Origin of the sequence: Bradyrhizobium sp. JYMT SZCCT0428 (genome assembly GCF_018131075.1) — a bacterium.
Classification (GTDB): Bacteria; Pseudomonadota; Alphaproteobacteria; order Rhizobiales; family Xanthobacteraceae; genus Bradyrhizobium.
The window spans coordinates 47,937-67,881 of record NZ_JAFCLS010000018.1; the positions used below are offsets into that span (position 1 = coordinate 47,937).

Here is a 19,945-nt window from a genome sequence, read left to right on the forward strand (position 1 = left end):
GAAATGCGTGGCCGGAATCTACCGGCCAATAGGTGGCGATGCGGTTAATGAATCGGTCAGGAAAACAACGGAGGAACCGGGATTTCGGCCGGGATCCGGTGGAACCGGGACAGGCGCGGCCCGCCGGTCACCGCGGCAATTTTGCGATCGCCTGGCTCAACTGATGGATCTCATAGGGCTTGCGGAGGATGGGAAAATCGCCGCGCACGTTCAGGGCGGCATCGCTATAGCCGGTCGCCAGCAGAATCGGCAGCTGGGGCCGCATCGCCTTGAGGCGGCGCGCCAGGCCGAGGCCGTCCATTTTGCCCGGCATCACAATGTCGGAGAATACGAGGTCGATCCCGTCGCTCTCGATCTCGCGCAGGGCGGCCTCGGCATTCGCTACCCTGCGGACGGTGTAGCCGAGTTGTTCGAGCAGGCTGGTGCTGACCGCGGCGACTTCCGGATTGTCGTCGACCAGCAGCACGGTGCCGCTTCCACCGGATTCGGTTACGCTGACATCGTCAACCGCCAGGCCGCCATGCTGTCGCGGCAGCAGGATCGTGATCTTCGTACCCTTGCCGAGTTCGCTGGCAACCCTGATCGTTCCGCCGGCCTGATGGGCGAAACCGTGCACCTGCGACAGACCCAAGCCGGTGCCCTTGCCGACCGGTTTGGTCGTAAAAAAGGGATCGAATATCTTGCTCAGCACGTCTGGCGCGATGCCGGTGCCGGTATCCGTCACGGAGATGGCGACATAGTCGCCGCTATGGGCGTCATCACTCAGCCTGGTGTTATCGGCGGCAACCTTGATGATGCCTCCGTCGGACATGGCGTCGCGGGCGTTGATCACAAGATTGACCAGCGCGGTCTCGAGTTCGGTGATATCGACCATGACCGGCCAGACGCTGCGGTCGAGGTCGAACTGCAGTGTCACCGTGCCGCCGACGCCGGTGTGGAGAACATCGCGCACCGCCTTGATTCTTTCGGTGACATCGACCGTTTGCGGATTGACGCTTTGTCGCCTGGCGAATGTCAGCAGCTGGCTGGTCAGTGCGGCGCCGCGCTTTGTCGCCCCGTCGATAGCGGCCAGCGCGCGCTGCATCTTGGGATCGTCGGAGGCTCCCTTCCTGAGCGTATGCAGGCTGCCGCTGACGATCATCAGGAGATTGTTGAAATCGTGCGCCACGCCGCCGGTCAGTTGGCCGAGCGCGTCCAGCTTCTGGGATTCCGCCAGTTGCGCCTGCATCTGATCGAGCTTGAGCTGGGCCTCACGGCGTTCGGAGATGTCGCGGGTGATCTTGGCAAAGCCGACCAGCCTGCCGTCCTCGTAGATCGGGTCGATGACAACGCTGGCCCAGAAGAAGGTGCCGTCCTTGCGGACGCGCCAGCCGTCCTCCTCATAGCGGCCGGTTTCGCGCGCGATGCGCAACGCGCGGGTTGGCTTGCCGTTGGCGCGGTCAGGTTCGGTGTAGAAACAGGAGAAGTGCCGGCCCAGGATCTCCGCCGGCGAATAGCCCTTGATGCGTTCACCGCCGATGTTCCAGCTGGTGATGATGCCGGTGGGGTCGAGCATGTACAGCGCGTAGTCGGCGACCCCCTCCACCAGAAGCCGGAAACTGCGTTCGCTCTCGAACAGATCCCGCTGCTGTCGTTGGTCTATTTCGGCCATCTGAACCCCTAACCTAGTGGCCGAAACGCGCGGGATGCCGGATGGTTCCGGCAATGGACAAGTTTTAGGCACATTTTAGCCGGGGGCGCGATCGGGCAGGGCACGGCTCGCCTTGGCGAATATGTCCGGTCCGATGAAGAGGCTTGACGTCGATCCAGAAATGTCAGATATTTCTGTCATGACAGAAACAACCGAAAAGAAGAAACTCCCGGCCGCCGTCGAGCGGTTCATCCTGCACTGGGGTGACATGGGGGACGAGTGGGGCGTCAACCGCTCGGTCAGCCAGATCCACGGCCTGCTGTACCTCGCCGAGGCGCCGATGACGGCCGAGGATATCGCCGAGACGCTCGGCATGGCCAGGTCCAACGTCTCCAACTCCATCAAGGAGCTGCTGTCCTGGAACCTGATCCGCCGGGTGCCGATCCTGGGCGACCGCCGCGATCATTACGAGGCCGAGACCGACATCTGGGAAGTGGCGGCGCGGATCGCGTCCCGCCGCAAGGAGCGCGAGATCGACCCCGCGGTCGATGCGCTGCGCGCCTGCGTTTCCGATGCCGCCGATGATCCGACCATCAGCGCGGTCGCGAGCAAGCGGCTGAGGGAGATGCTGGAATTCACCGAGCTGGTCGACCGCTGGTACATGCAGATGCTGAAAGTGCCGCGACCGAGATTGGTCGCCCTGATCAAGCTTGGCGAGAAGATCGTCAGCTTCCTGCCGATGGGAAAATCCAAATAGCGCGGGGCAAATAATACTGGGAGCGGGTGGGAGTAACGGAGCGTTCGATGGCATCAGCAATCAGGATCTCAAGACTTCCGGCGTCCAATCCGCATCACAAGCCTTCCAGCGATATACTGCTCGACGATAACAGGTTCCACGCGCTGCTCTCCGATGCCGACTGGGGACGTTTGCCGCTGGCGATCTGGCGGCGTTTCTCCAAGCGCCACGTTGATGGTGCAACCGTCGTCTATGTCGGCGAGGTCGAGGAGGCCTATTTCAACAGGATCGGCTGGTGGCTCGCGCAGCTGGCGCGGCTGGTCGGCGGGCCGCTGCCGACCGGAGCCGAGACCGGCGTCCCGATGGTGGTGACGGTGACGGAGGATGCGGCGAGCGGCGGCCAGATCTGGACCCGCATCTGCGCCCGCTCGCACGGATTTCCGCAGGTCATTCACTCCTCGAAACGCTTCGCCGGGCCGACCGGGCTCGAGGAATATGTCGGCCACGGCATCAGCATGGCGCTGCGGATCTTCGTCGAGCACGAAGCGCTGGTGTTTCGCAGTGTCGGTTACTCGTTCCAGGTCGGACCGCTACGTCTGGAGTTGCCGGATTGGCTGACGCCGGGCGATCTCACCGTCACCCATTCCGATCTCGGCGGCGGCACGTTCCGCTTCTCGCTCGATATCGTTCATCCGCGCTTTGGCAGGCTCATTCGTCAGTCCGCCGTGTTCCGGGAGGCCGCGTCATGACTTCGTTGCTATGGACCCTGATCGCCATTCAGATCGTGATGGGCGTGTTCGACACGTTCTATCACCATGAGCTGACCGAGCGGCTGGCCTGGCGCCCGTCGCAGCGCTACGAGCTGCAGCTGCACGGCGTGCGCAACATGATGTACGCGTTCCTGTTCCTCGTGCTCGGCTGGCTGGAAGTGTACGGCATTCTCGCGATGGCCATCATCGCGGTGCTGGTTGCGGAAGTCATCATCACCCTGATGGATTTCGTCGAGGAGGACATGAGCCGTAGACTGCCGGCGAGCGAGCGCATCAACCATACGCTGCTGGCGATCAATTACGGCGCCATCCTGGTGTTGCTGCTGCCGGTCCTCATCGCATGGGCAGTCGAGCCAACCGGGATCAATTCCGCCTATACGGGCTGGCTGAGCATGACAGCGGCGGCGGCCGCCGTCGGCGCGGCACTGTGCGGTATCAGGGACTTTGCCGCGGCTCGGCGTCTCGGGCGGATGAACAGCGCGCCTGCGGCTGGCCTCGTGGAGAAACTGCCTGATAGCCAGACCGTGCTCGTCACCGGCGCCACCGGCTTCATCGGCAGCCGTCTGGTCGCGAGCCTGACCGCGTCGGGCCATCAGGTGATTGCGCTGGTCCGTAACCCGACGAAAGCGGAACTGTCGCCGCCAATCACCCTGATCACCAGCCTCGACCAGATTCCAGCAGATGCCAAAATCGACACCATCGTGAATCTCGCCGGCGAGCCGATCGGCAACGGGCTGTGGACGGAGGCAAAGCGCCGCAAGATCCTCGATTCCCGGATTCAGATGACCGGCGATGTCGTTGATTTGATTGGCCGTCTCGAACGCAAGCCAAAGGTGTTGGTGTCCGGCTCCGCGATCGGCTGGTACGGTCTGTGGCAGGATCAGGTGCTGACCGAGTCCGCGAAATCTCACGCCTGCTTCAGCCATGAATTGTGCGACGCCTGGGAGCGTGCGGCGAGCCCGGCGGCCGAACATGGCGTGCGTGTAGCTTACTTGCGGATCGGCCTCGTCATCGGAACCGATGGCGGCTTCATCACGCGGATGCTGACGCCGTTCGAGTTCGGCCTCGGCGGGCCGCTCGGCTCAGGCAAGCAATGGATGTCCTGGATCGAGCGCGACGATCTCGTGCGGCTGATCGCCCATGTGATCGCCAGCCCCGGCATCTCAGGGCCGATCAACGCCACCGCGCCGATCCCGGTCACCAATCTGAAGTTCACCGAAGAACTCAGCCGGCGGCTGCATCGCCCGGCGGTGTTCCGGATTCCGGATGCATTGCTGCGCTGGGTCGGCGGCGATTTTGCTAACGAGCTTCTGCTCGGCGGGCAGAGGGTGTTGCCGAACAAGGCGTTGATGAACGGATTCAAGTTCCGGCATGAGACATTGCGCAGCGCATTCGACGCGATCTTGTGAGGGGACAACCATGCTAGGTGCCGCAATCCGACCTTGCGCACTGCCAGCCGATGCGCTGTTGGCCAGATATGCGGGCGCTGGAGCTTACACGGACTGCTATGCATTGGACGTGGCGGGGGCCGTGTCCCACGCAGCGTATGTCGAGGCGTTTTACACGGGCACGGCGTTCAAGATCGAACGGTTCCTGCTGGGTTTGTTCTTGTCCAAGCCCTCGACGGATCTTGAGGTCAATCAGCTGGCGATCGGAGAAATCGATCACTTCTCGGGCTGGCGAGTGGAAGACCGAAGCGCCAATCAGGTGCTGTTGCGCGATATCATCAGCGGCAAAACGAGGTCGTGGCTCATGGTTGCATCGCAAGTGGGAGGGGCCACACCTGCAACCCGTCTGTTTTTCGGGTCTGCCGTCCTGGCAGAAACGACCGAAGCGACCGGAGAGCCACGCGTCGACATACTGTTCGCGTCGTTGCTCTGGTTTCACAAGCTCTACTCGCGAATTCTCCTGGACGGTGCGCGTGCACGCCTCGCGCAGGTCAGCAACAACGATCGCGCCTAGGCCATGGTCGAGTTGCGGACCTTCGAGCGTAACATCACCTTGAGCGGCCAAGCCTTGGCAGTTTCTGCGCTATCCTGATGCCCGAGAGGCCGGAGGAGCGATCCTAGATCATCGCTTCCGGCAGGCGGGCCTTGGTCGCGCCGAACACGTCCTCAAAGGCCTGCCGGAGCGCGACGTCGACGTCTTCCATCGTCACGGGCAGGCCGAGATCGACCAGCGAGGTGACGCCGTATCTGGCATCGACGACGCCGCAGGGGATGATCGCGGAAAAATGCGACAGTTCCGGCTCGACATTGATGGCGATGCCGTGGAACGAGACCCAGCGCCGCAGCCGCACGCCGATCGCTGCGATCTTGTCCTCATGGCCGGGTCCCTTGTCCGGCCTGTTGACCCAGACCCCGACGCGGTCCTCGCGGCGTTCGCCGCGCACGTTGAAGGCGGCGAGCGTGCGGATGATCCATTCCTCCAGGCCAGCGACATAGGCCCGCACGTCCGGCCGCCGGCGCTTCAAATCGAGCATCACATAGGCCACCCGCTGGCCGGGGCCGTGATAGGTGAGCTGGCCGCCGCGCCCGGTCTCATACATCGGAAAGCGCGGGTCCAGCAGATCGCCGGCCTTGCCGCTGGTTCCGGACGTGTAGAGCGGCGGATGTTCCAACAGCCACACCAGCTCGGGCGCTTGCCCGTCCGCGATCGCGGCCGCCCGCATCTCCATTTCAGCCACGGCGTCGGGGTAGGGCACCGGTTTGGCCGCAATCCGCCATTCGACATCGCTGCCATCAGGGGACTGCGCGAAGGTCGTCAAATCAAGGCTTTGGCGGTCATTAACCATTGGCTAACCATAACGTGGTCAGGTGAAACCACCCAATTTAGTCCAAGATCTAGTCCAAGTTTGGCGGTTTCGTAGTGGCCACCCTCGATAAAGTCAGCGTCGATCTCATGGTGGTGCTCGGCACCACCACGATGCCTATCCACCAGGTGATGCGGCTTTCCCGCGGCGCCATCATCGAACTGGACGCCACCGAGGCGGACGAGGTCAAGATCCTCGCCAACAACCTTCCGGTGGCTTCCGGCGTGGTCCTGGTCGATCGCAACCGGATCGCGGTCGAAGTCAAGCAAATGCTGCCGAAATTACCGGGTGTTAGGTAGTTATTCGGTCGCAAAACCGCCTTGTCCCTCCATCTCTGATTTGTTACATCGGCGCCGTTGATCCGGCAGGCCTTAAATCCTTCCAGCCGGTATCCCAAGCGCTCGTGGCGGAATTGGTAGACGCGCTGCCTTGAGGTGGCAGTGAGTAAAATCGTGGGGGTTCGAGTCCCTCCGAGCGCACCACAAAATCATGCAGTTTGGGTCCAACCCATTCGATTCGGTGAGAAACGCGTGATTCTACGCAGTGCCGCAGGGGCGAAACAGCTGGGGATCGCCGGGGCAGGCGGAAGCAGCCTTGCTGTTACACCGTTCGCGTAGAACAACAGGACATCGCCGGCTACCCGGTCCGATGACCGTAATTCGGCACTTCCAAATCCATCCGGGGCACGTGAATGATTTTCCTGGGCTACGCCTATCGATTCGTCTCCAATTTCGTGTTCCTGGCGCTGGTCTATTTCGCCCTTAACTTCCTGGACAAATATCCGCAGCGCGCGGTGGTGGCGATCCTCGTGCTGGTTTATGCCGCCATGCATGCCGCCTCGGCGTTGCGTTCGTTTTATTTCTTTCAGCGCATCGAGCGGCTGGAGATCGAGGCGCGGCGTCTGGCCAAGGTCGCCGCCGAGGGGCCGAGCACCGCCGCTGCCGCCGCGGCCTCGCGCAAGCAGATCGTCGCTGAGGTCAGCGGGCTTCGCCACGCCGGCGAGATCAAGGCCTATATCGACCTGCTGTTCCTCGCCCTCGTCATCCTGCTCTGCATCGCCAAGATCGTGACGAACTGATCCCCAATCTCGCGCACTGCTTTTGACATCCTCGATCTACGTCGCATGGTTGTCGGCAGCTCTGCCGGCATGCCATGCATGCGGTGAATGTTGCGCGGCATAGAACTTGCTGCGATCACAGCACAAGAATTGCGAGGAGTGCCCGACCCGATGCTGGCCGTCTATTCCGATGACAACGCGCTGCACGATCCCGATCATTTCATCTCGCGCGGCGTGAAAATCGCAGTGCGGGAATCGCCCGAGCGCGCCAACCAGTTGCTGGCGGCGTTGCGCGACGGCGCGCACGAGATCCGCACGCCGCGCGATTTTGGCCGCGACGCGCTGCTCAGCGTGCATGACCCGCGCTATATCCACTTCCTCGCCAATGCCTACGACAATTGGCAGACCTTGCCCGAGCCGCGCGGCCCGTTCGTGCTGGCCAACAGCTACGCCATGCGGCAGATGAAGACACTGCCGACAAGCTTCGAAGGCCAGCTCGGCTTCTTCCTCTCGGGCAATTCGGTGCCGATCGGCCCGCACAGCTGGCGGGCGATCGCCTCTTCGGCGAATTGCGCGCTGGAAGCGGCGGACGCCGTGCGCAGCGGCGCGTCCGAAAGCTACGCGCTGTGCCGTCCGCCCGGCCACCACGCCTATGCCGATCTCGCCGGTGGCTACTGCTACCTGAACAATTCGGCGCTGGCGGCCCAGCATCTGCGCGGCCGGTTCGCCCGCGTCGCGGTGCTCGACGTCGACGTGCACCACGGCAACGGCACGCAGGGCATCTTCTGGGAACGCGGCGACGTCCTGACCGTCTCGATCCATGGCGATCCCAACACCGGCTATCCCTGGCAGGTTGGCTATGCCGGCGAACGCGGCGAGGGTGAAGGGTTCGGCAAGAACCTCAATCTGCCGCTGCCGCTTAGCACATCGGACGAGCCCTATCTGGCGGCGCTGGACCACGCGCTTGCGGCGGTCAGGGCGTTTGAGCCGGAAGCTTGCGTGGTGGCACTCGGCCTCGATGCATTCGAGGAAGATTCGTCGGAAATGATGCGGGTCACCACCGCGGGCTTCGGCGCCATCGGGGCGCGGATCGGGGCGCAAAAGCTGCCCAGCGTCATCATCCAGGAAGGCGGCTATGCCGTCGACGCCCTGCGCCGCAATCTCGGCAGCTTCCTTGGCGGATTTCTGTCGGCCCGCGCAGGCTGAGGCGTCAAAAAAAGAATCTAGAGCCCGTTTCGATTCAATCGAAACGGAAAAGGCTCTAGAATGCGAAATGGCGGGAACATGCTTTTCGTGGTCTGCTCCCACCCATCAACAAGAATCGGAGCATCAATCCAATGACGGGCAGACCCAACTCCCTGGCGGCTCGCGATGTCGCCTCGCTCATCCATCCCTATACCAATCTCGACAAGCACAAGACCGACGGGCCGCTCGTCATCGCGCGCGGCGAGGGCGTTTATGTCTACGACGAAACCGGCAAACGCTATCTCGAGGGTATGGCCGGGCTGTGGAGCACCTCGCTCGGCTTCAGCGAAAAGCGCCTGGTCGAGGCCGCGCGCCGCCAGATGGAGCAATTGCCGACCTACCACATCTTCAACAGCCGCTCGACCGAGCCCAGCATCGAGGCTGCCGAGGAACTGCTGAAGATCGTGCCCAAGGGGCTCGGCAAGGTGCTGTTCGCCAATTCCGGCTCGGAGGCCAACGACCAGGCGGCGAAGATCGTCTGGTTCTACAACAACGCGCTGGGCCGGCCGCGCAAGAAGCGCATCATCGGCCGCGTCCGCGGTTACCACGGCATCACGGTGTTTTCCGGCAGCATGACCGGGCTGCCCGCCAACCACACCGAATGGGATCTGCCGGTCGGCGGCATCCTGCGGACCGACTGCCCGAGCCATTATTTGTACGGGCGCCCGGGCGAGAGCGAGGCGCAGTTCGTCGATCGCCTCGTCGCCAATCTCGAGGACATGATCATTCGCGAGGGGCCGGATACGATCGGCGCCTTCATCGCTGAGCCCGTGAACGGGGCAGGCGGCGTCATCGTGCCGCCGGCGGATTATTTCCCGCGCATCCAGCAGGTGCTGCGCAAGTACGACGTCCTGATGATCGCCGACGAGGTGATCTGCGGCTTCGGCCGTACCGGGGAGATGTTCGGCTGCGACACGTTCGGCATCGAGCCCGACATCATGACCGTCGCCAAGGCGCTGTCATCGGCCTATTTGCCGATCTCGGCCACCATCATCAGCGACACCATCGCCGAAACCATCACCAAGCATGCCGGCAAGCTCGGCAATTTTGCCCATGGCTTCACCTATGCCGGTCACCCCGTCGCCGCCGCCGTCGCGCTGGAAACGCTGCGCATCTACAAGGAACGCGACATCGTCAGCCAAGTGAAAGCGCTGGCGCCGCATCTGCAATCGCGGCTGCGCGCGCTCGGCTCGCATCCGCTGGTGGGCGAGGCGCGCGGCGTCGGACTGATCGGCGCGCTGCAACTGGTCGCCGACAAGGCCACACGCCGGCCGCTGCCGCCGGCCGAAGGCATCGGCGCATTGATCCAGCAGGGCGCGATGGCGCGCGGCGTCATCGTCCGCGCCGGTCCCGACGCGGTGTTCGTCTGCCCGCCGCTGATCATCACGGCGGAGCAGATCGACGAGATGATGGACGCGGTGGCGGCGGCGCTCGACGAAGCACACGCGGTGGCCGAGCAACGCGGGTTGCTGGGCCGTGCGCAGTCGGCGGCGGGGTAAAGCGGAAGTTCTAACGCTTCTTCAAGCCGGCCATGCGCACCTTCTTGGCCGGCTTGACCTGCGCAGCATGTTTGGCGGCGCCCTTGCCGCCATGCTTTGCATGCTTGGCGGGGCGTGCCGCCTGCTTGGCCGACACTTCGTGCGCGGCAGGCGCGGTCGGCTCGACCTTGCGTGCGGATGGCGGCGAATAGAGCATCGTCACGCGGATCGATTCCGGAAGCTTGAACACGCCCGGCGCCGGGACCGGCAGCGCGGGCGGATCAAGCACCAGCGTCACCTGCCGCGACCACAAGGCGTCGCGCAAGGCGCGCCGCTGCGCGCGGTCCGCAGGCGCCGTATTGCGCCAATCGGAATCCGCCAGCGCGGGCGCGGGCAGGGCCGCGGTCGCGGCATAGGCAAAATTCGGAATTTTGGGCCAGCGTGACGTCGCCACTTGCTCCGAAACCGGATGCAATTGCCATTGCGACGGATCGGTCGATGTCGCCGGCCGGTCCGGCGTCGCCGGCACGACATGAACGAGGCGGTAACCGCGGGCTTTCAGGTCGCTCAGGATTCGCGGCAAGGCGGCGACGGTGCGGGCCTGGATGTCGTGCAGTAGCAGGATGCCCTTGCCCTTGGCCTCGAGCCGCTGCATCGCGAGGTCATAGACGCGCTGCGAGGAGACCGGGCGCCAGTCGTCGGCGGGAAAATCCGCGCTCCAGATTTGCAGGCCTTTTGCTTCGGCATATGCCTCGATGACGTCGGAACGGCCGAGACCCGGAATGCGGAAGAACGGCGACGGCGCGGTGCCGTCGGCGAGCGCTGATGTGATCGACGCGATGCCGTCCTCGATCTCTTTCTTGGCGCCATCGATCGAAAGCCGGTTCATGTTTCCGGGATGGTTCTGGGTATGGGTGGCGATGGTATGGCCGGCATCGCGCATCTTGCGCACGCCTTCGGGGTTGGCGTTGGCCTGCCGTCCGACCAGGAAGAAGGTCGCCTTGGCGCAATGGGCGGCGAGGATGTCGAGGATCTGGTTGCTGTATTTCGGCAGCGGACCGTCGTCGAAGGTCAGCACCACCTCATGATCTTCCAGCGGCAGCGTCTTGGCATATTGCATCGTGCCGATCAGCGGATACTGCCGCGGGTCGACCACCAGCGTGCGCGACGTGCCCAGCGCATCGGGATGCCCGGGACAGACGGCCGGCGCGGCCTGCGCCGTGGCGCCGGTCAGCATTCCCAGGAGAAATACGACTGAAAAAGTATTCGATGCCCGCTGACGGAGCCCCATACCTGCGCTAGCGATCATTGAACCCCGGCTTCATTCCCAATCGAACTTTGGTCCGCGCGGACCGGTATTCGGTTCACTCGAAAAATGCCTTGTTTGCAATCCTTAACGGCGGGCCATGAATGCCGCCTTAATGGCCGAAATACCACACTTATTTCGGGTTTTGGACCGTTGCGGCCGTGGCCGCCGCGGCTGCCGGGACGATATGGACCACGCGGTAATGGTTGTCTCTGAGATAGCGCAGAAACGCCGGCAGCATGGCCGCGGTTTGCGCCTTGGGATCGTGCAGAAGGATGATCCCCTTGCGGGCGGCCTGCAGCCGCTCGGTGAGCAGCTTCAGCTGCTGGGCCGGTTTCATCGGCTCCCAGTCGCTGGCCCAGAGGTCGGCGCCGAACACCGATATGCCGCGGTTTTGCAGCAGGTCCAGCGTCGCCGGCGTCATCTCGAAATAGGGATAGCGAAAGAACGGCGTCGTCGGGGTCGCGCTTGCGATCCCTGGAGTCGCGCTTGCGATCCCCGGGGTCGCGCTTGCGGTGCCGTGAAGCGCCTTTTCAACCGCCGCAAAGCCCTTGTCGATGTCGGCCACGGCCGCATCCGGCTTCATGGTTTTGATGTTGGGATGCGACCAGGTGTGGTGCCCGACCGTGTGGCCAAGGGCTGCAATCCTGCGCACCAGTTCGGGGTGCGCCGAAGCCGACCTGCCGATCAGGAAGAAGCTGGCGAGCACGCATTCGCGCGCGAGCGCGGCCAGCACCTGGGGCGTCGTGCCCGGCCACGGCCCGTCATCGAAGGTCAGGACCACTTCACGGTCTTGCAGCGGCAGGGTCTGCGGAAAGCTCTTCAGGCCGACGCGCGGTGAGGTAGCGGCATCGACGCGCAGAACCCGTGAGGTGCCGAGCGCGTCCTTGCGCGGGCATTCGGCGGCCGTGGCCGCAGCCGTCCACACCGTCGCGGCCGCGACGGCTGTGCAGAGCGTCCTGGTGAATCCCGGGGTCATCAGCCGTTGTACATCTTTAGCATTGCGCTTTGCGTCGCCGATTGGGTAATGCGAGCAGCGATAACTCAAACGCAAGTTCTGTCAAACCGGTGAGGCACGGCATGGCCGAGGATATCGACGTTGCCACCGCCGCCACGCGGCCTGTTGACGGGTGGACGCTCGATCCCGCCCTGATGCGGGATGAAGAGGGCCACATCCGCCACGAGTTTGTCGAGGAAATCACCCGCGCCATCAAGGCCGCCGACCGCCCGTCGCTTTCCGAGTTTGTGGCCGAACTGCACGAGGCCGATCTCGGCGATTTGATCGGCGCGCTCGAACCCGACGACCGCGTGGCGCTGGTCGAATTGACGGGTACCGATTTCGACTTTTCCGCACTCAACGAGGTCGACGAAGCCGTCCGCGAGGAAATTCTCGAAGAGCTCGAACCGGAGACGGTTGCCGAAGGCGTTCGCGAACTGGAATCGGACGACGCCGTCGAACTGCTCGAAGGCCTCGACGAGGAGGACCAGGAAGAAATCCTCGAAAAGCTGCCGCCGTCCGAGCGCGACGCGCTGGAGCGCAGCCTGCTGTATCCGGAAAACTCCGCCGGCCGGCGGATGCAGTCCGAATTCATCGCGGTGCCGCCGGACTGGACCGTCGGGCAGGCGATCGACTACATGCGCGACACCCCGGACCTGCCGGAGCGGTTCTATGAAATCTACGCGGTCGACGCCAACCAGCACTGGCAGGGCGCGGTCTCGCTCGACACGCTGCTGCGGGCAAGGCGGCCGGTGCCGCTGGCCGACCTGATCGAGGAAGACCGCCGCCGCGTCTCCGTGCTCGACGACCAGGAAGAGGTCGCGCGGATGTTCGGCAAATACAATCTGGTCGCAGCCCCCGTGGTCGACACCACCAACCGGCTGGTCGGCGTCATCACCATCGACGATGTCGTCGACGTGATCGAGGAAGAGGCCGACGAAGACCTCAAGGCGCTCGGCGGCGTCACCAGCGACGAAGAATTGTCCGACAGCGTCTGGACCATCGCGCGCGCCCGCTTCAACTGGCTGCTGGTCAATCTGGCGACCGCGTTTCTGGCATCCTCGGTGCTCGGCCTGTTCGAAGGCCAGCTGGAAAAGATGGTGGCGCTGGCCGTGCTGGCGCCGATCGTGGCGAGCCAGGGCGGCAATGCCGCAACCCAGACCATGACGGTGGCGGTGCGGGCGCTGGCGACCCGCGAACTCCATTCCAACAACGCGCTCCGCGTGGTCCTGCGCGAGGCGATGGTCGGTCTCGTCAATGGCCTCGCCTTTGCCGTGATCACCGGCGTGGCCGCGGTGGCGTGGTTCAAGATCCCCGGCCTCGGCGTCGTGATCGGGCTTGCGATCGTCGTCAACCTGATCGCCGGCGCGCTCGGCGGCATCCTGATCCCGATGGTGCTGGAGCGGGTCCGCGCCGACCCGGCGGTGGCCTCCGGCACCTTCGTCACCACGATTACCGACGTGGTCGGCTTCTTCTCGTTCCTCGGCATCGCCACGCTGTGGTTCGGGCTGAAGTGAGGCGGGCTTTTTTTGTTTGACGCGTTTTCTTCACGCGAACCGGTGTCCACTTCGCTTGAAAACGCTCTGGCTATCGTTAATCGGGCCTTAACGCGCTTGGCCGATGATTCCCGGATCGGGAATCGAACATGAAGCGCTTGCGGCTAAAGGCAGACGGACGGATCGTGGAACTGCGCGACGGGCAGGAGTTCCCGCTCGCGCCTACGATGCCCGGGCCCGCGCTTGCGGTGCCTGCAGCCGCTGCGGCAGTCGAAAATGCGCCGCTTCCGGCCGTTCGTGACCTGCGACGCCGCTCACGCCTGACCCAGCTCGAATTCGCCGCTCGCCTCGGCGTGCCGGTCGAGACCATCCGGAACTGGGAGCAGGGCAAACGCGCGCCGCGCGGACCGGCGCGGGCGCTGCTCGCCGTCATCGCCCATTCGCCGGAGACCGTGTTCGCGGCGCTCGCCACGGAATCGCCTACCATCTAGCACGCGGACTCACCAAGGCGCAGCCATAGCCTGGTTGACACTAGCTGAACGAAGGCAAGCAGCCGCGCTGACCGCCGCTTGTTTGCAAAGCGCAGTCCGCATGTGACGGTTGATCGGTTACATCCCAACACGGTTCAATAGGTAGCTATCTCTGATCCTATCGATAGCGCGTTGAGGTGAGATGTAGTCGACCTCACCGCGCGTCAGGCCGATGTCCATCAGCGCTCTGTCGTTCATGTCGGCCAAGCTCTGGCGTTGGCGCCGCGCCTGAAACGCACGCCAATATCCCTTGAGCAAGCCGAGGACGTTCCGCGTCGATGCGGCCATTGGTAATGCGATGGGCAGGTCGAGGCCGAGCCCTGCGGCATCGCGCTCGGTCCCGGATGTGATGTTCGTCTGTTGGGGTGGCATCGGATGCTCCTGCTGTTGCGCGGGCAGGGAGCATGGCCAAACAAAAGGCCCCGTCCGATGCCGGCGGGGCCTGGTGAAAAGATCGCGTCGTCGAATTTCTAGCGCGCGACTCCTTCCACGGCCCAGCGAGAGCGGGTCATGTTTTTACGGTTCGCGGTGCATACGACGTTGATCATGAAGCGTAGCTACCACGGAAATCGTGCCAAATCAAGGGATGTGCCGGTGTGGCTCGCATCCTGGAGGCGAGCGAGCCGCAATCCACTTCGCACGAAAACGTAATGTGTTGGCACGGCCTTTCCCTCAGCCCATAATGGGGCGATGCTCTTCATCGAAGCCAATGGCGCAAAAATCCCCGCGATCGGGCTCGGCACCTGGGAACTGCGCGGCAAAACCTGCGCGCGTCTGGTCGAGCAGGCGCTGCGGCTCGGCTATCGCCACATCGACACCGCGCAGGCCTACGAGAACGAACGCGAAGTGGGCGAGGGGCTGCGCGGCTCCGGCGTCAAGCGCGGCGAGGTGTTCGTCACGACCAAAATCTGGACCACGCATTTCGCGCCCAATGATCTCGAGCGATCGGCGAAGGAAAGTCTCGTCAGGTTGCGCCTGACCGAGATCGATTTGTTGCTGCTGCACTGGCCCAATCCGCAGGTGCCGCTGTCGGAGACGCTGGGTGCGCTGGCGCGGGTCAAGCAGCTCGGGCTTGCCCGCCATATCGGCGTTTCCAATTTCACCGTGGCCCTGATCGAGGAGGCGGTGGCGGCGTGCCCGGAGCCGCTGGTCTGTGATCAGGTCGAATACCATCCCTATCTCGACCAGACCAAAGTAATCGAAGCCTGCGCGCGCCACGGCATGGCTGTCGTGGCCTATAGCCCGGTCGCCAAGGGCCGCGTCAAGAACGACCAGGCCCTGCTGCGGATCGGCGACCGCTATCGCAAGACATCGGCGCAAGTGTGCCTGCGCTGGCTGGTGCAGCAGAACGTGGCGGCGATCCCGCGGACCTCGAAGCTGGAGCGGCTGTCTGAAAATATCGAGATCTTCGATTTCGAACTGTCGGACGCCGACATGCGCGAGATTTCCGAGATGGGCAGCGCCAATCGCCGGCTCACCGATTTCGGCTTCGCACCGAAATGGGATTGAGCCGCGGTCGCGCCGGGCGGTATTCTCAAGGCCCGTCGCAAGGCCCTTCGGTTTTCATGAACCTGCGCCAGATCATACCTTCGGACATGACGGCTTCAGCGATTGCCCATCTGTCGCTGCTGGCGTTGCTGCTTGTGTTCTCCGACGTGCATCCGTTCGGCGCGGCCGCACCTGAATCGATCGCGGTCGATATCGTCGCGCCGCAAGACATTCCTGAAAAGCAGGACATCCCCCAGAAGGCCGAGATCGAGAAGACGCCCGAACCGGCTGCGACGCCGACGCCGCAGCCTGATTTCACCGCGCTCGACAAGCCCGCGGCGTCGGCGGCGCCTGCGGTTCAGCCACCTGCGGTTCAACAGCCGCCTCCGCCGCCGCCACAGAAGCAGGCGGCAGTGGCCGCACCGAGCCCGGCGCCGCCAGCCGCGCCACCGCAGGGAGTGACGCAGACGCCGGCCTACAAACCGCCCGAGCCTGATCTGTCGGTCAAATACAACGTCATGCTCGGTCTGCCGCCGCCGATGGAACCGAGCGCGCCGTCATCCGGCGACAAGGGCAAAGACAATTTCGACGCGCCCGCGACCACGTCCGCCGACATCAATTCAAGCGTCGTCGCGGCGTTCCGGCGGCACTTGCGGACCTGCTCGAAACTTCCGCCCGCGTTGAAAGGCTCCGACGACGTCAAGGTCAAGCTGCGCGTGTTCATGGGCCAGGACGGCAAGCTCGCGGCGGAACCGCAGCTGATCGAGGCCAGCGCTTCGGCCAAGGGCCCGCTGTTGATGCGCAGCGCCATCAGCGCGCTGCAAGCCTGCCAGCCCTATGCGATGCTGCCGGCCGACCGCTACGGCGAATGGAAGGTGCTCGACCTCAGTTTTACGGTGCAGGATTTCGCTGGTTCGTGATATTTTTCGATGCGTTTTCCCGGCGCGAACTAACGGGAATAGCCGCCCCGGGATAAATGAACTGGTAGATGCGCGATCACCTAACTGGAGGCAGAGCCATGATCAAAGACATTCTTGTCAACCTGTCTTACGGTACATCGCAAGATGGCGTTTCCAATTACGCCTTGTCGGTTGCGGAAACATTCGGCGCACACATCATGGGGACCGCCTTCTATCCGGCAGTGGTTGGTGACGTTGACCTGTCCGCTAACTTTATGCGAGTCCAGCAAGTTGAAGCTCACAAACGCGCAGAGTCCGTGGCGACCGCGTTTGACGAGGCGACGCGTCGCGCCGGCGTTTCAGCCGAAACACGCAGAATTGAAACTGACGTCCGCGACGGACCAACCCAGTTTGCGCATATCGCAAGACGATTCGATCTTTCCGTCATTGGCCAATTTGAAGGGGACCGGGATCATCGAACCACGAATATCGTCCTTGAGGCCGCGCTGTTCGAATCCGGAAGACCGGTGCTGATCGTACCTTTCATTCAGAAGGAGCGCCTCAAACTCGATCATGTCATGGTGTGCTGGGATGGCAGCCGGGCAGCCGCCCGAGCGGTCGCCGATGCCCTGCCGTTTCTTATCCGCTCCGGCACGACGAGTATTGTTGTTGCGGACACTCAGAGCGCCAAAAGCGCAGACCTTCCGGGTGCTGACATCGCGACCCACCTGGCTCGTCACGGAGTAAACGCCACGATTGAGCGCATCCCCGTCAGCAAGATCCATGTTTACAATGCAATCCTGTCATATGCAGCCGATACAGGTGCCGACCTCATTGTCATGGGCGGGTACGGGCATTCCCGGCTGCGGGAATTTATTCTGGGTGGGACGACGCGTGGTATGCTTGCCTCGATGACCAAGCCGACATTGATGTCGCATTGATCGGCTCTTGTTGCGGTGACAGCTGGTAGGAGGTCCTACGGGCTTGCTTGACGCAAGCCGGATGCCACTGCCTGATCAGACTGCCCGAGGTGACGGTACGTCCGAACCTCACGTCTTCCTTGCGCGAAGGCGAAGAAACCGCGAAAATCCGGGTCAGTTCAGCAATCATCTGGGGAATCTTAGACACATGAAGTTTGATGACGTTATTCTCGGTCGCCGAAGTATCCGCGGTTACAAGCCCGATCCGGTACCCAGGGAGCTGATTGCGGAAATCATCGCTCTGGCGATGCGCGCTCCGTCGTCGATGAACACCCAGCCCTGGAATTTCTATGTCATCACCGGCGAACCGCTGGACCGGATCCGCGCCGGCAACACCGAGCGGATGGTGGCGGGCATACCGCAGTCGCGCGAATTCCGCACCGGTCAGGGTTTTGCAGGTCCGCACCGCGACAGGCAGGTCGGGGTCGCCAAGCAGCTATTCTCCGCAATGGGGATCGCACGCGATGACAAGGAAGGGCGCCAGGACTGGGTATTGCGCGGCTTCCGTCAATTCGACGCCCCTGTATGCGTGATCGTGACCTATGACCGCGTGCTTGACGGTAGCGACGATACGCCCTTCGATTGCGGCGCGGTGGCGACCGCCCTGGTCAATGCCGCCTGGTCTCGCGGGCTGGGCGCCGTGATCAACAGCCAGGGCATCATGCAATCACCCGTGGTACGCGAGCACGCCGGAATAGCCGACGATCAGGTCATCATGAAAAGTATCGCACTGGGCTGGCCGGATGAAAGTTTCCCGGCAAATGCGGTCGTGTCCGAACGCAAGTCTGTCGAGGAAGCGACGGTGTTCGTCGGTTTCGAGAACTAGGCGCGCAGACGGGCCGGCATGCATGAGGCCAATACCGGCCAAAATGCCAGCAAGTTCACTGCCTTTATCCTGTCAGCTCGCGGTCGGCGATTTGAGAATGGGAGCAAACCGCTCGGAGAACGTTGCCGCTTTCGTATCGCGGGCTGCCGAGATGAAATTGTAAACAGGCACTGAGACGACTGCCAACAAGATGGCTCCGAGAATGAATTTACTCATTCCATCCTCCTTTTCCGGGTGCTGATGGGCAGAGATTGCGACGGTCTTGTTTCAGGAGCGTTTCGTGGTGTTGAAGAACGGTTTCGTTCAACGGAACGTGTAGTGGCGCCCTCGAGCGTTAGCCATCACCGACGTCTCGTCGGAATCGTAGATCGCGGCATCGCGACGCGGCAGGCCATCATCTGCAGGTCCGTAGGCGGATTGGAGCCGAAGGTGTAATCCGCCGCTTTTGTTTTCGACGAACGGCGGATTACGCTGTTGCTAACTCGCCGTGCATGCTTTCGCAGATTGCCGTCATTGCGAGGAGCGAAAGCGACGAAGCAATCCATTGGTGGGTCGAGGCGATATGGATTGCTTCGCTTCGCTCGCAATGACGGGCAGAGGGGCTCGGTAATTCCACAGCTCAATCCGCCCTGCGGGCGCAGACCGGCTTGATCTCGGAAAGAACCGTGCTGAGGCCATCCACAATGGGCTCTGCATCGGTCGCCGTGGCGGATATCTGCAGTTCGGGAAAGTAGAGTTGAAAGGTACGGCGGGTGCGGCCGGCATCGTTGGTGTTTTCGCTCTCGCCACGGATCACCCGGAGAACGCAGGATCCAACCGCGGTTGTTCCTTCTGACCTGAATCTGTAGGAGGTCGTGCTGGTTTTCTCCTCGGTGGTATGCTCGCCGTCCGTTGTCAGCACGCGCATCGTGTAGGTCACGTCCGATCGACGATCAAAATTCCTGGGCAGTCCATCGGCCGCATATTTCGCGGTACGATGCGAATATTTGCCGACATACGTCGTCCACCACTCCGACGATGCGAGGGCTCCATCGACATAAATTGCCTTCGACACGAAAACGGGTGGGTTTGGGCGGGTCGACGGCGGTATCTCCCGAATCCAGACGACGTTACCGCCCGATGAGTCTCGATAGGCCTGAACGAGCTTCCTCGTCCCGTCCTGACCATGATAGGCCAACTCGACGGGAACCGTGGAGTTCTTGATCGCGTTGCAGTCGACGGCAGGCGCGGGTTGCGCAGACGCAGAGCTGGCAAACAGCAAAAGCGATAGGGAAAGAAGAATGCGCATGGATTGTCCGGTATGCGGTCGGCCATCCCAACCCGCTATTATCCGTGTCGTCTGTCGCTCATGCCAGCTTGAAAGTTCAATCGCGGCTCCAGAGAGGGTAGGGCGGATGGTCTCCCGTCATTCCGGGACGCGCGTAGCGCGGGCCCGGAATCCATCAGGCCGCGTACATTGTCGCTCAATGGATTCCGGGCTCGATGCTGCGCATCGCCCTCAGATGCGCGATTGCGCATCGGGGAATGACGCCGGATGGGATTGCTTTGGCTGCGACAAATCAACCCGACGGGCAAATCAATTCCGATTTACGGAAATCATGTCAAGCTCCAAATTTCGGAAAAGCAAAAATATTTCCCTTTCCTTTGACCCAAATCACCGGCACATTCTCATCCATCCCGTCCCACTCAGAGGGG

21 protein-coding genes and 1 tRNA gene are annotated in these 19,945 nt (G+C 62.8%); 15 read left to right on the forward strand and 7 right to left on the reverse strand.

Annotation, left to right across the window (positions count from 1 at the left end; all coding sequences use genetic code 11):
- Positions 1 to 127: 127 nt before the first annotated feature.
- Positions 128 to 1,651 (reverse strand): PAS domain-containing sensor histidine kinase, encoded by a 1,524-nt coding sequence (locus tag JQ575_RS19765; RefSeq protein ID WP_212034882.1) that lies wholly within the window; start codon positions 1,649 to 1,651, stop codon positions 128 to 130.
- Between the two features lie 178 nt (positions 1,652 to 1,829).
- On the opposite strand from JQ575_RS19765, the gene JQ575_RS19770 reads away from it, so the two are divergent.
- From JQ575_RS19770 to JQ575_RS19785, 4 genes are all read left to right on the forward strand, one after another.
- Entirely contained in the window at positions 1,830 to 2,387 is a 558-nt protein-coding gene (locus tag JQ575_RS19770; RefSeq protein WP_212034883.1) for a GbsR/MarR family transcriptional regulator, read from the forward strand.
- 47 nt (positions 2,388 to 2,434) lie between these two features.
- Positions 2,435 to 3,115: a DUF4166 domain-containing protein gene (locus tag JQ575_RS19775; protein ID WP_212034884.1), complete on the forward strand. Its 681-nt coding sequence runs from the start codon at positions 2,435 to 2,437 to the stop codon at positions 3,113 to 3,115.
- Positions 3,112 to 4,545 carry a TIGR01777 family oxidoreductase gene (locus tag JQ575_RS19780; protein ID WP_212034885.1) on the forward strand — a complete coding sequence of 478 codons (1,434 nt, stop codon included), beginning with the start codon at positions 3,112 to 3,114 and terminating at the stop codon, positions 4,543 to 4,545. The genes JQ575_RS19775 and JQ575_RS19780 overlap by 4 nt, the downstream gene beginning before the upstream one ends.
- 121 nt (positions 4,546 to 4,666) lie before the next feature.
- A complete protein-coding gene (locus tag JQ575_RS19785) occupies positions 4,667 to 5,098 on the forward strand; it encodes a hypothetical protein (protein ID WP_212034886.1) in 432 nt (143 codons plus the stop codon).
- Positions 5,099 to 5,201: 103 nt separating this feature from the next.
- Here JQ575_RS19785 and lipB read toward each other — a convergent pair whose 3' ends face one another.
- Complete coding sequence (gene lipB, locus JQ575_RS19790; RefSeq protein ID WP_212034887.1) at positions 5,202 to 5,930, reverse strand: lipoyl(octanoyl) transferase LipB; 729 nt, start codon at positions 5,928 to 5,930, stop codon at positions 5,202 to 5,204.
- A 74-nt stretch (positions 5,931 to 6,004) separates the two neighbouring features.
- Between lipB and JQ575_RS19795 the strand changes: the two genes are divergently transcribed.
- From JQ575_RS19795 to JQ575_RS19815, 5 genes are all read left to right on the forward strand, one after another.
- Entirely contained in the window at positions 6,005 to 6,247 is a 243-nt protein-coding gene (locus JQ575_RS19795; RefSeq protein ID WP_074276133.1) for a FliM/FliN family flagellar motor switch protein, read from the forward strand.
- Between the two features lie 98 nt (positions 6,248 to 6,345).
- Positions 6,346 to 6,430: transfer RNA gene (locus JQ575_RS19800), tRNA-Leu, on the forward strand.
- Positions 6,431 to 6,639: 209 nt separating this feature from the next.
- Positions 6,640 to 7,026, forward strand: coding sequence for a hypothetical protein (locus tag JQ575_RS19805; protein ID WP_212034888.1), 387 nt, complete (start codon positions 6,640 to 6,642; stop codon positions 7,024 to 7,026).
- Between the two features lie 150 nt (positions 7,027 to 7,176).
- Entirely contained in the window at positions 7,177 to 8,211 is a 1,035-nt protein-coding gene (locus tag JQ575_RS19810; RefSeq protein ID WP_212034889.1) for a histone deacetylase family protein, read from the forward strand.
- Between the two features lie 131 nt (positions 8,212 to 8,342).
- Positions 8,343 to 9,749 carry an aspartate aminotransferase family protein gene (locus JQ575_RS19815; RefSeq protein ID WP_212034890.1) on the forward strand — a complete coding sequence of 469 codons (1,407 nt, stop codon included), beginning with the start codon at positions 8,343 to 8,345 and terminating at the stop codon, positions 9,747 to 9,749.
- Between the two features lie 10 nt (positions 9,750 to 9,759).
- On the opposite strand, the gene JQ575_RS19820 is transcribed toward JQ575_RS19815, so the two are convergent.
- Together JQ575_RS19820 and JQ575_RS19825 are read right to left on the reverse strand one after the other, a co-directional pair.
- Complete coding sequence (locus tag JQ575_RS19820; RefSeq protein ID WP_212034891.1) at positions 9,760 to 11,037, reverse strand: polysaccharide deacetylase family protein; 1,278 nt, start codon at positions 11,035 to 11,037, stop codon at positions 9,760 to 9,762.
- A gap of 130 nt (positions 11,038 to 11,167) precedes the next feature.
- Entirely contained in the window at positions 11,168 to 12,013 is an 846-nt protein-coding gene (locus JQ575_RS19825; RefSeq protein ID WP_212034892.1) for a polysaccharide deacetylase family protein, read from the reverse strand.
- A 101-nt stretch (positions 12,014 to 12,114) separates the two neighbouring features.
- Between JQ575_RS19825 and mgtE the strand changes: the two genes are divergently transcribed.
- Both mgtE and JQ575_RS19835 read left to right on the forward strand, forming a co-directional pair.
- Entirely contained in the window at positions 12,115 to 13,548 is a 1,434-nt protein-coding gene (gene mgtE, locus JQ575_RS19830) for a magnesium transporter (protein ID WP_212034893.1), read from the forward strand.
- A 128-nt stretch (positions 13,549 to 13,676) separates the two neighbouring features.
- Positions 13,677 to 14,018, forward strand: a complete 342-nt coding sequence (locus JQ575_RS19835; protein ID WP_212034894.1) for a DNA-binding transcriptional regulator — start codon at positions 13,677 to 13,679, stop codon at positions 14,016 to 14,018.
- Positions 14,019 to 14,135: 117 nt separating this feature from the next.
- Here JQ575_RS19835 and JQ575_RS19840 read toward each other — a convergent pair whose 3' ends face one another.
- The gene (locus tag JQ575_RS19840) at positions 14,136 to 14,429 is read right to left on the reverse strand and encodes a DUF1127 domain-containing protein (protein ID WP_212034895.1); all 294 of its coding nucleotides are present in this window, start codon (positions 14,427 to 14,429) and stop codon (positions 14,136 to 14,138) included.
- Between the two features lie 318 nt (positions 14,430 to 14,747).
- Here JQ575_RS19840 and JQ575_RS19845 point away from each other — a divergent pair, with 318 nt between their 5' ends.
- The 4 genes from JQ575_RS19845 to JQ575_RS19860 all read left to right on the forward strand — a co-directional run bounded on the left by JQ575_RS19845 (position 14,748) and on the right by JQ575_RS19860 (position 18,250).
- Positions 14,748 to 15,566 carry an aldo/keto reductase gene (locus tag JQ575_RS19845; RefSeq protein WP_212034896.1) on the forward strand — a complete coding sequence of 273 codons (819 nt, stop codon included), beginning with the start codon at positions 14,748 to 14,750 and terminating at the stop codon, positions 15,564 to 15,566.
- A gap of 56 nt (positions 15,567 to 15,622) precedes the next feature.
- A complete protein-coding gene (locus tag JQ575_RS19850) occupies positions 15,623 to 16,465 on the forward strand; it encodes a hypothetical protein (RefSeq protein ID WP_212034897.1) in 843 nt (280 codons plus the stop codon).
- Positions 16,466 to 16,563: 98 nt separating this feature from the next.
- On the forward strand, positions 16,564 to 17,385 hold the full coding sequence (locus JQ575_RS19855; RefSeq protein WP_212034898.1) for a universal stress protein: 822 nt from the start codon (positions 16,564 to 16,566) through the stop codon (positions 17,383 to 17,385).
- A 187-nt stretch (positions 17,386 to 17,572) separates the two neighbouring features.
- Positions 17,573 to 18,250, forward strand: coding sequence for a nitroreductase (locus JQ575_RS19860; protein ID WP_212034985.1), 678 nt, complete (start codon positions 17,573 to 17,575; stop codon positions 18,248 to 18,250).
- Between the two features lie 72 nt (positions 18,251 to 18,322).
- Here JQ575_RS19860 and JQ575_RS19865 read toward each other — a convergent pair whose 3' ends face one another.
- Both JQ575_RS19865 and JQ575_RS19870 read right to left on the reverse strand, forming a co-directional pair.
- Entirely contained in the window at positions 18,323 to 18,466 is a 144-nt protein-coding gene (locus tag JQ575_RS19865; protein ID WP_212034899.1) for a hypothetical protein, read from the reverse strand.
- Between the two features lie 403 nt (positions 18,467 to 18,869).
- Complete coding sequence (locus JQ575_RS19870) at positions 18,870 to 19,538, reverse strand: hypothetical protein (protein WP_212034900.1); 669 nt, start codon at positions 19,536 to 19,538, stop codon at positions 18,870 to 18,872.
- Between the last annotated feature and the right edge of the window lie 407 nt (positions 19,539 to 19,945).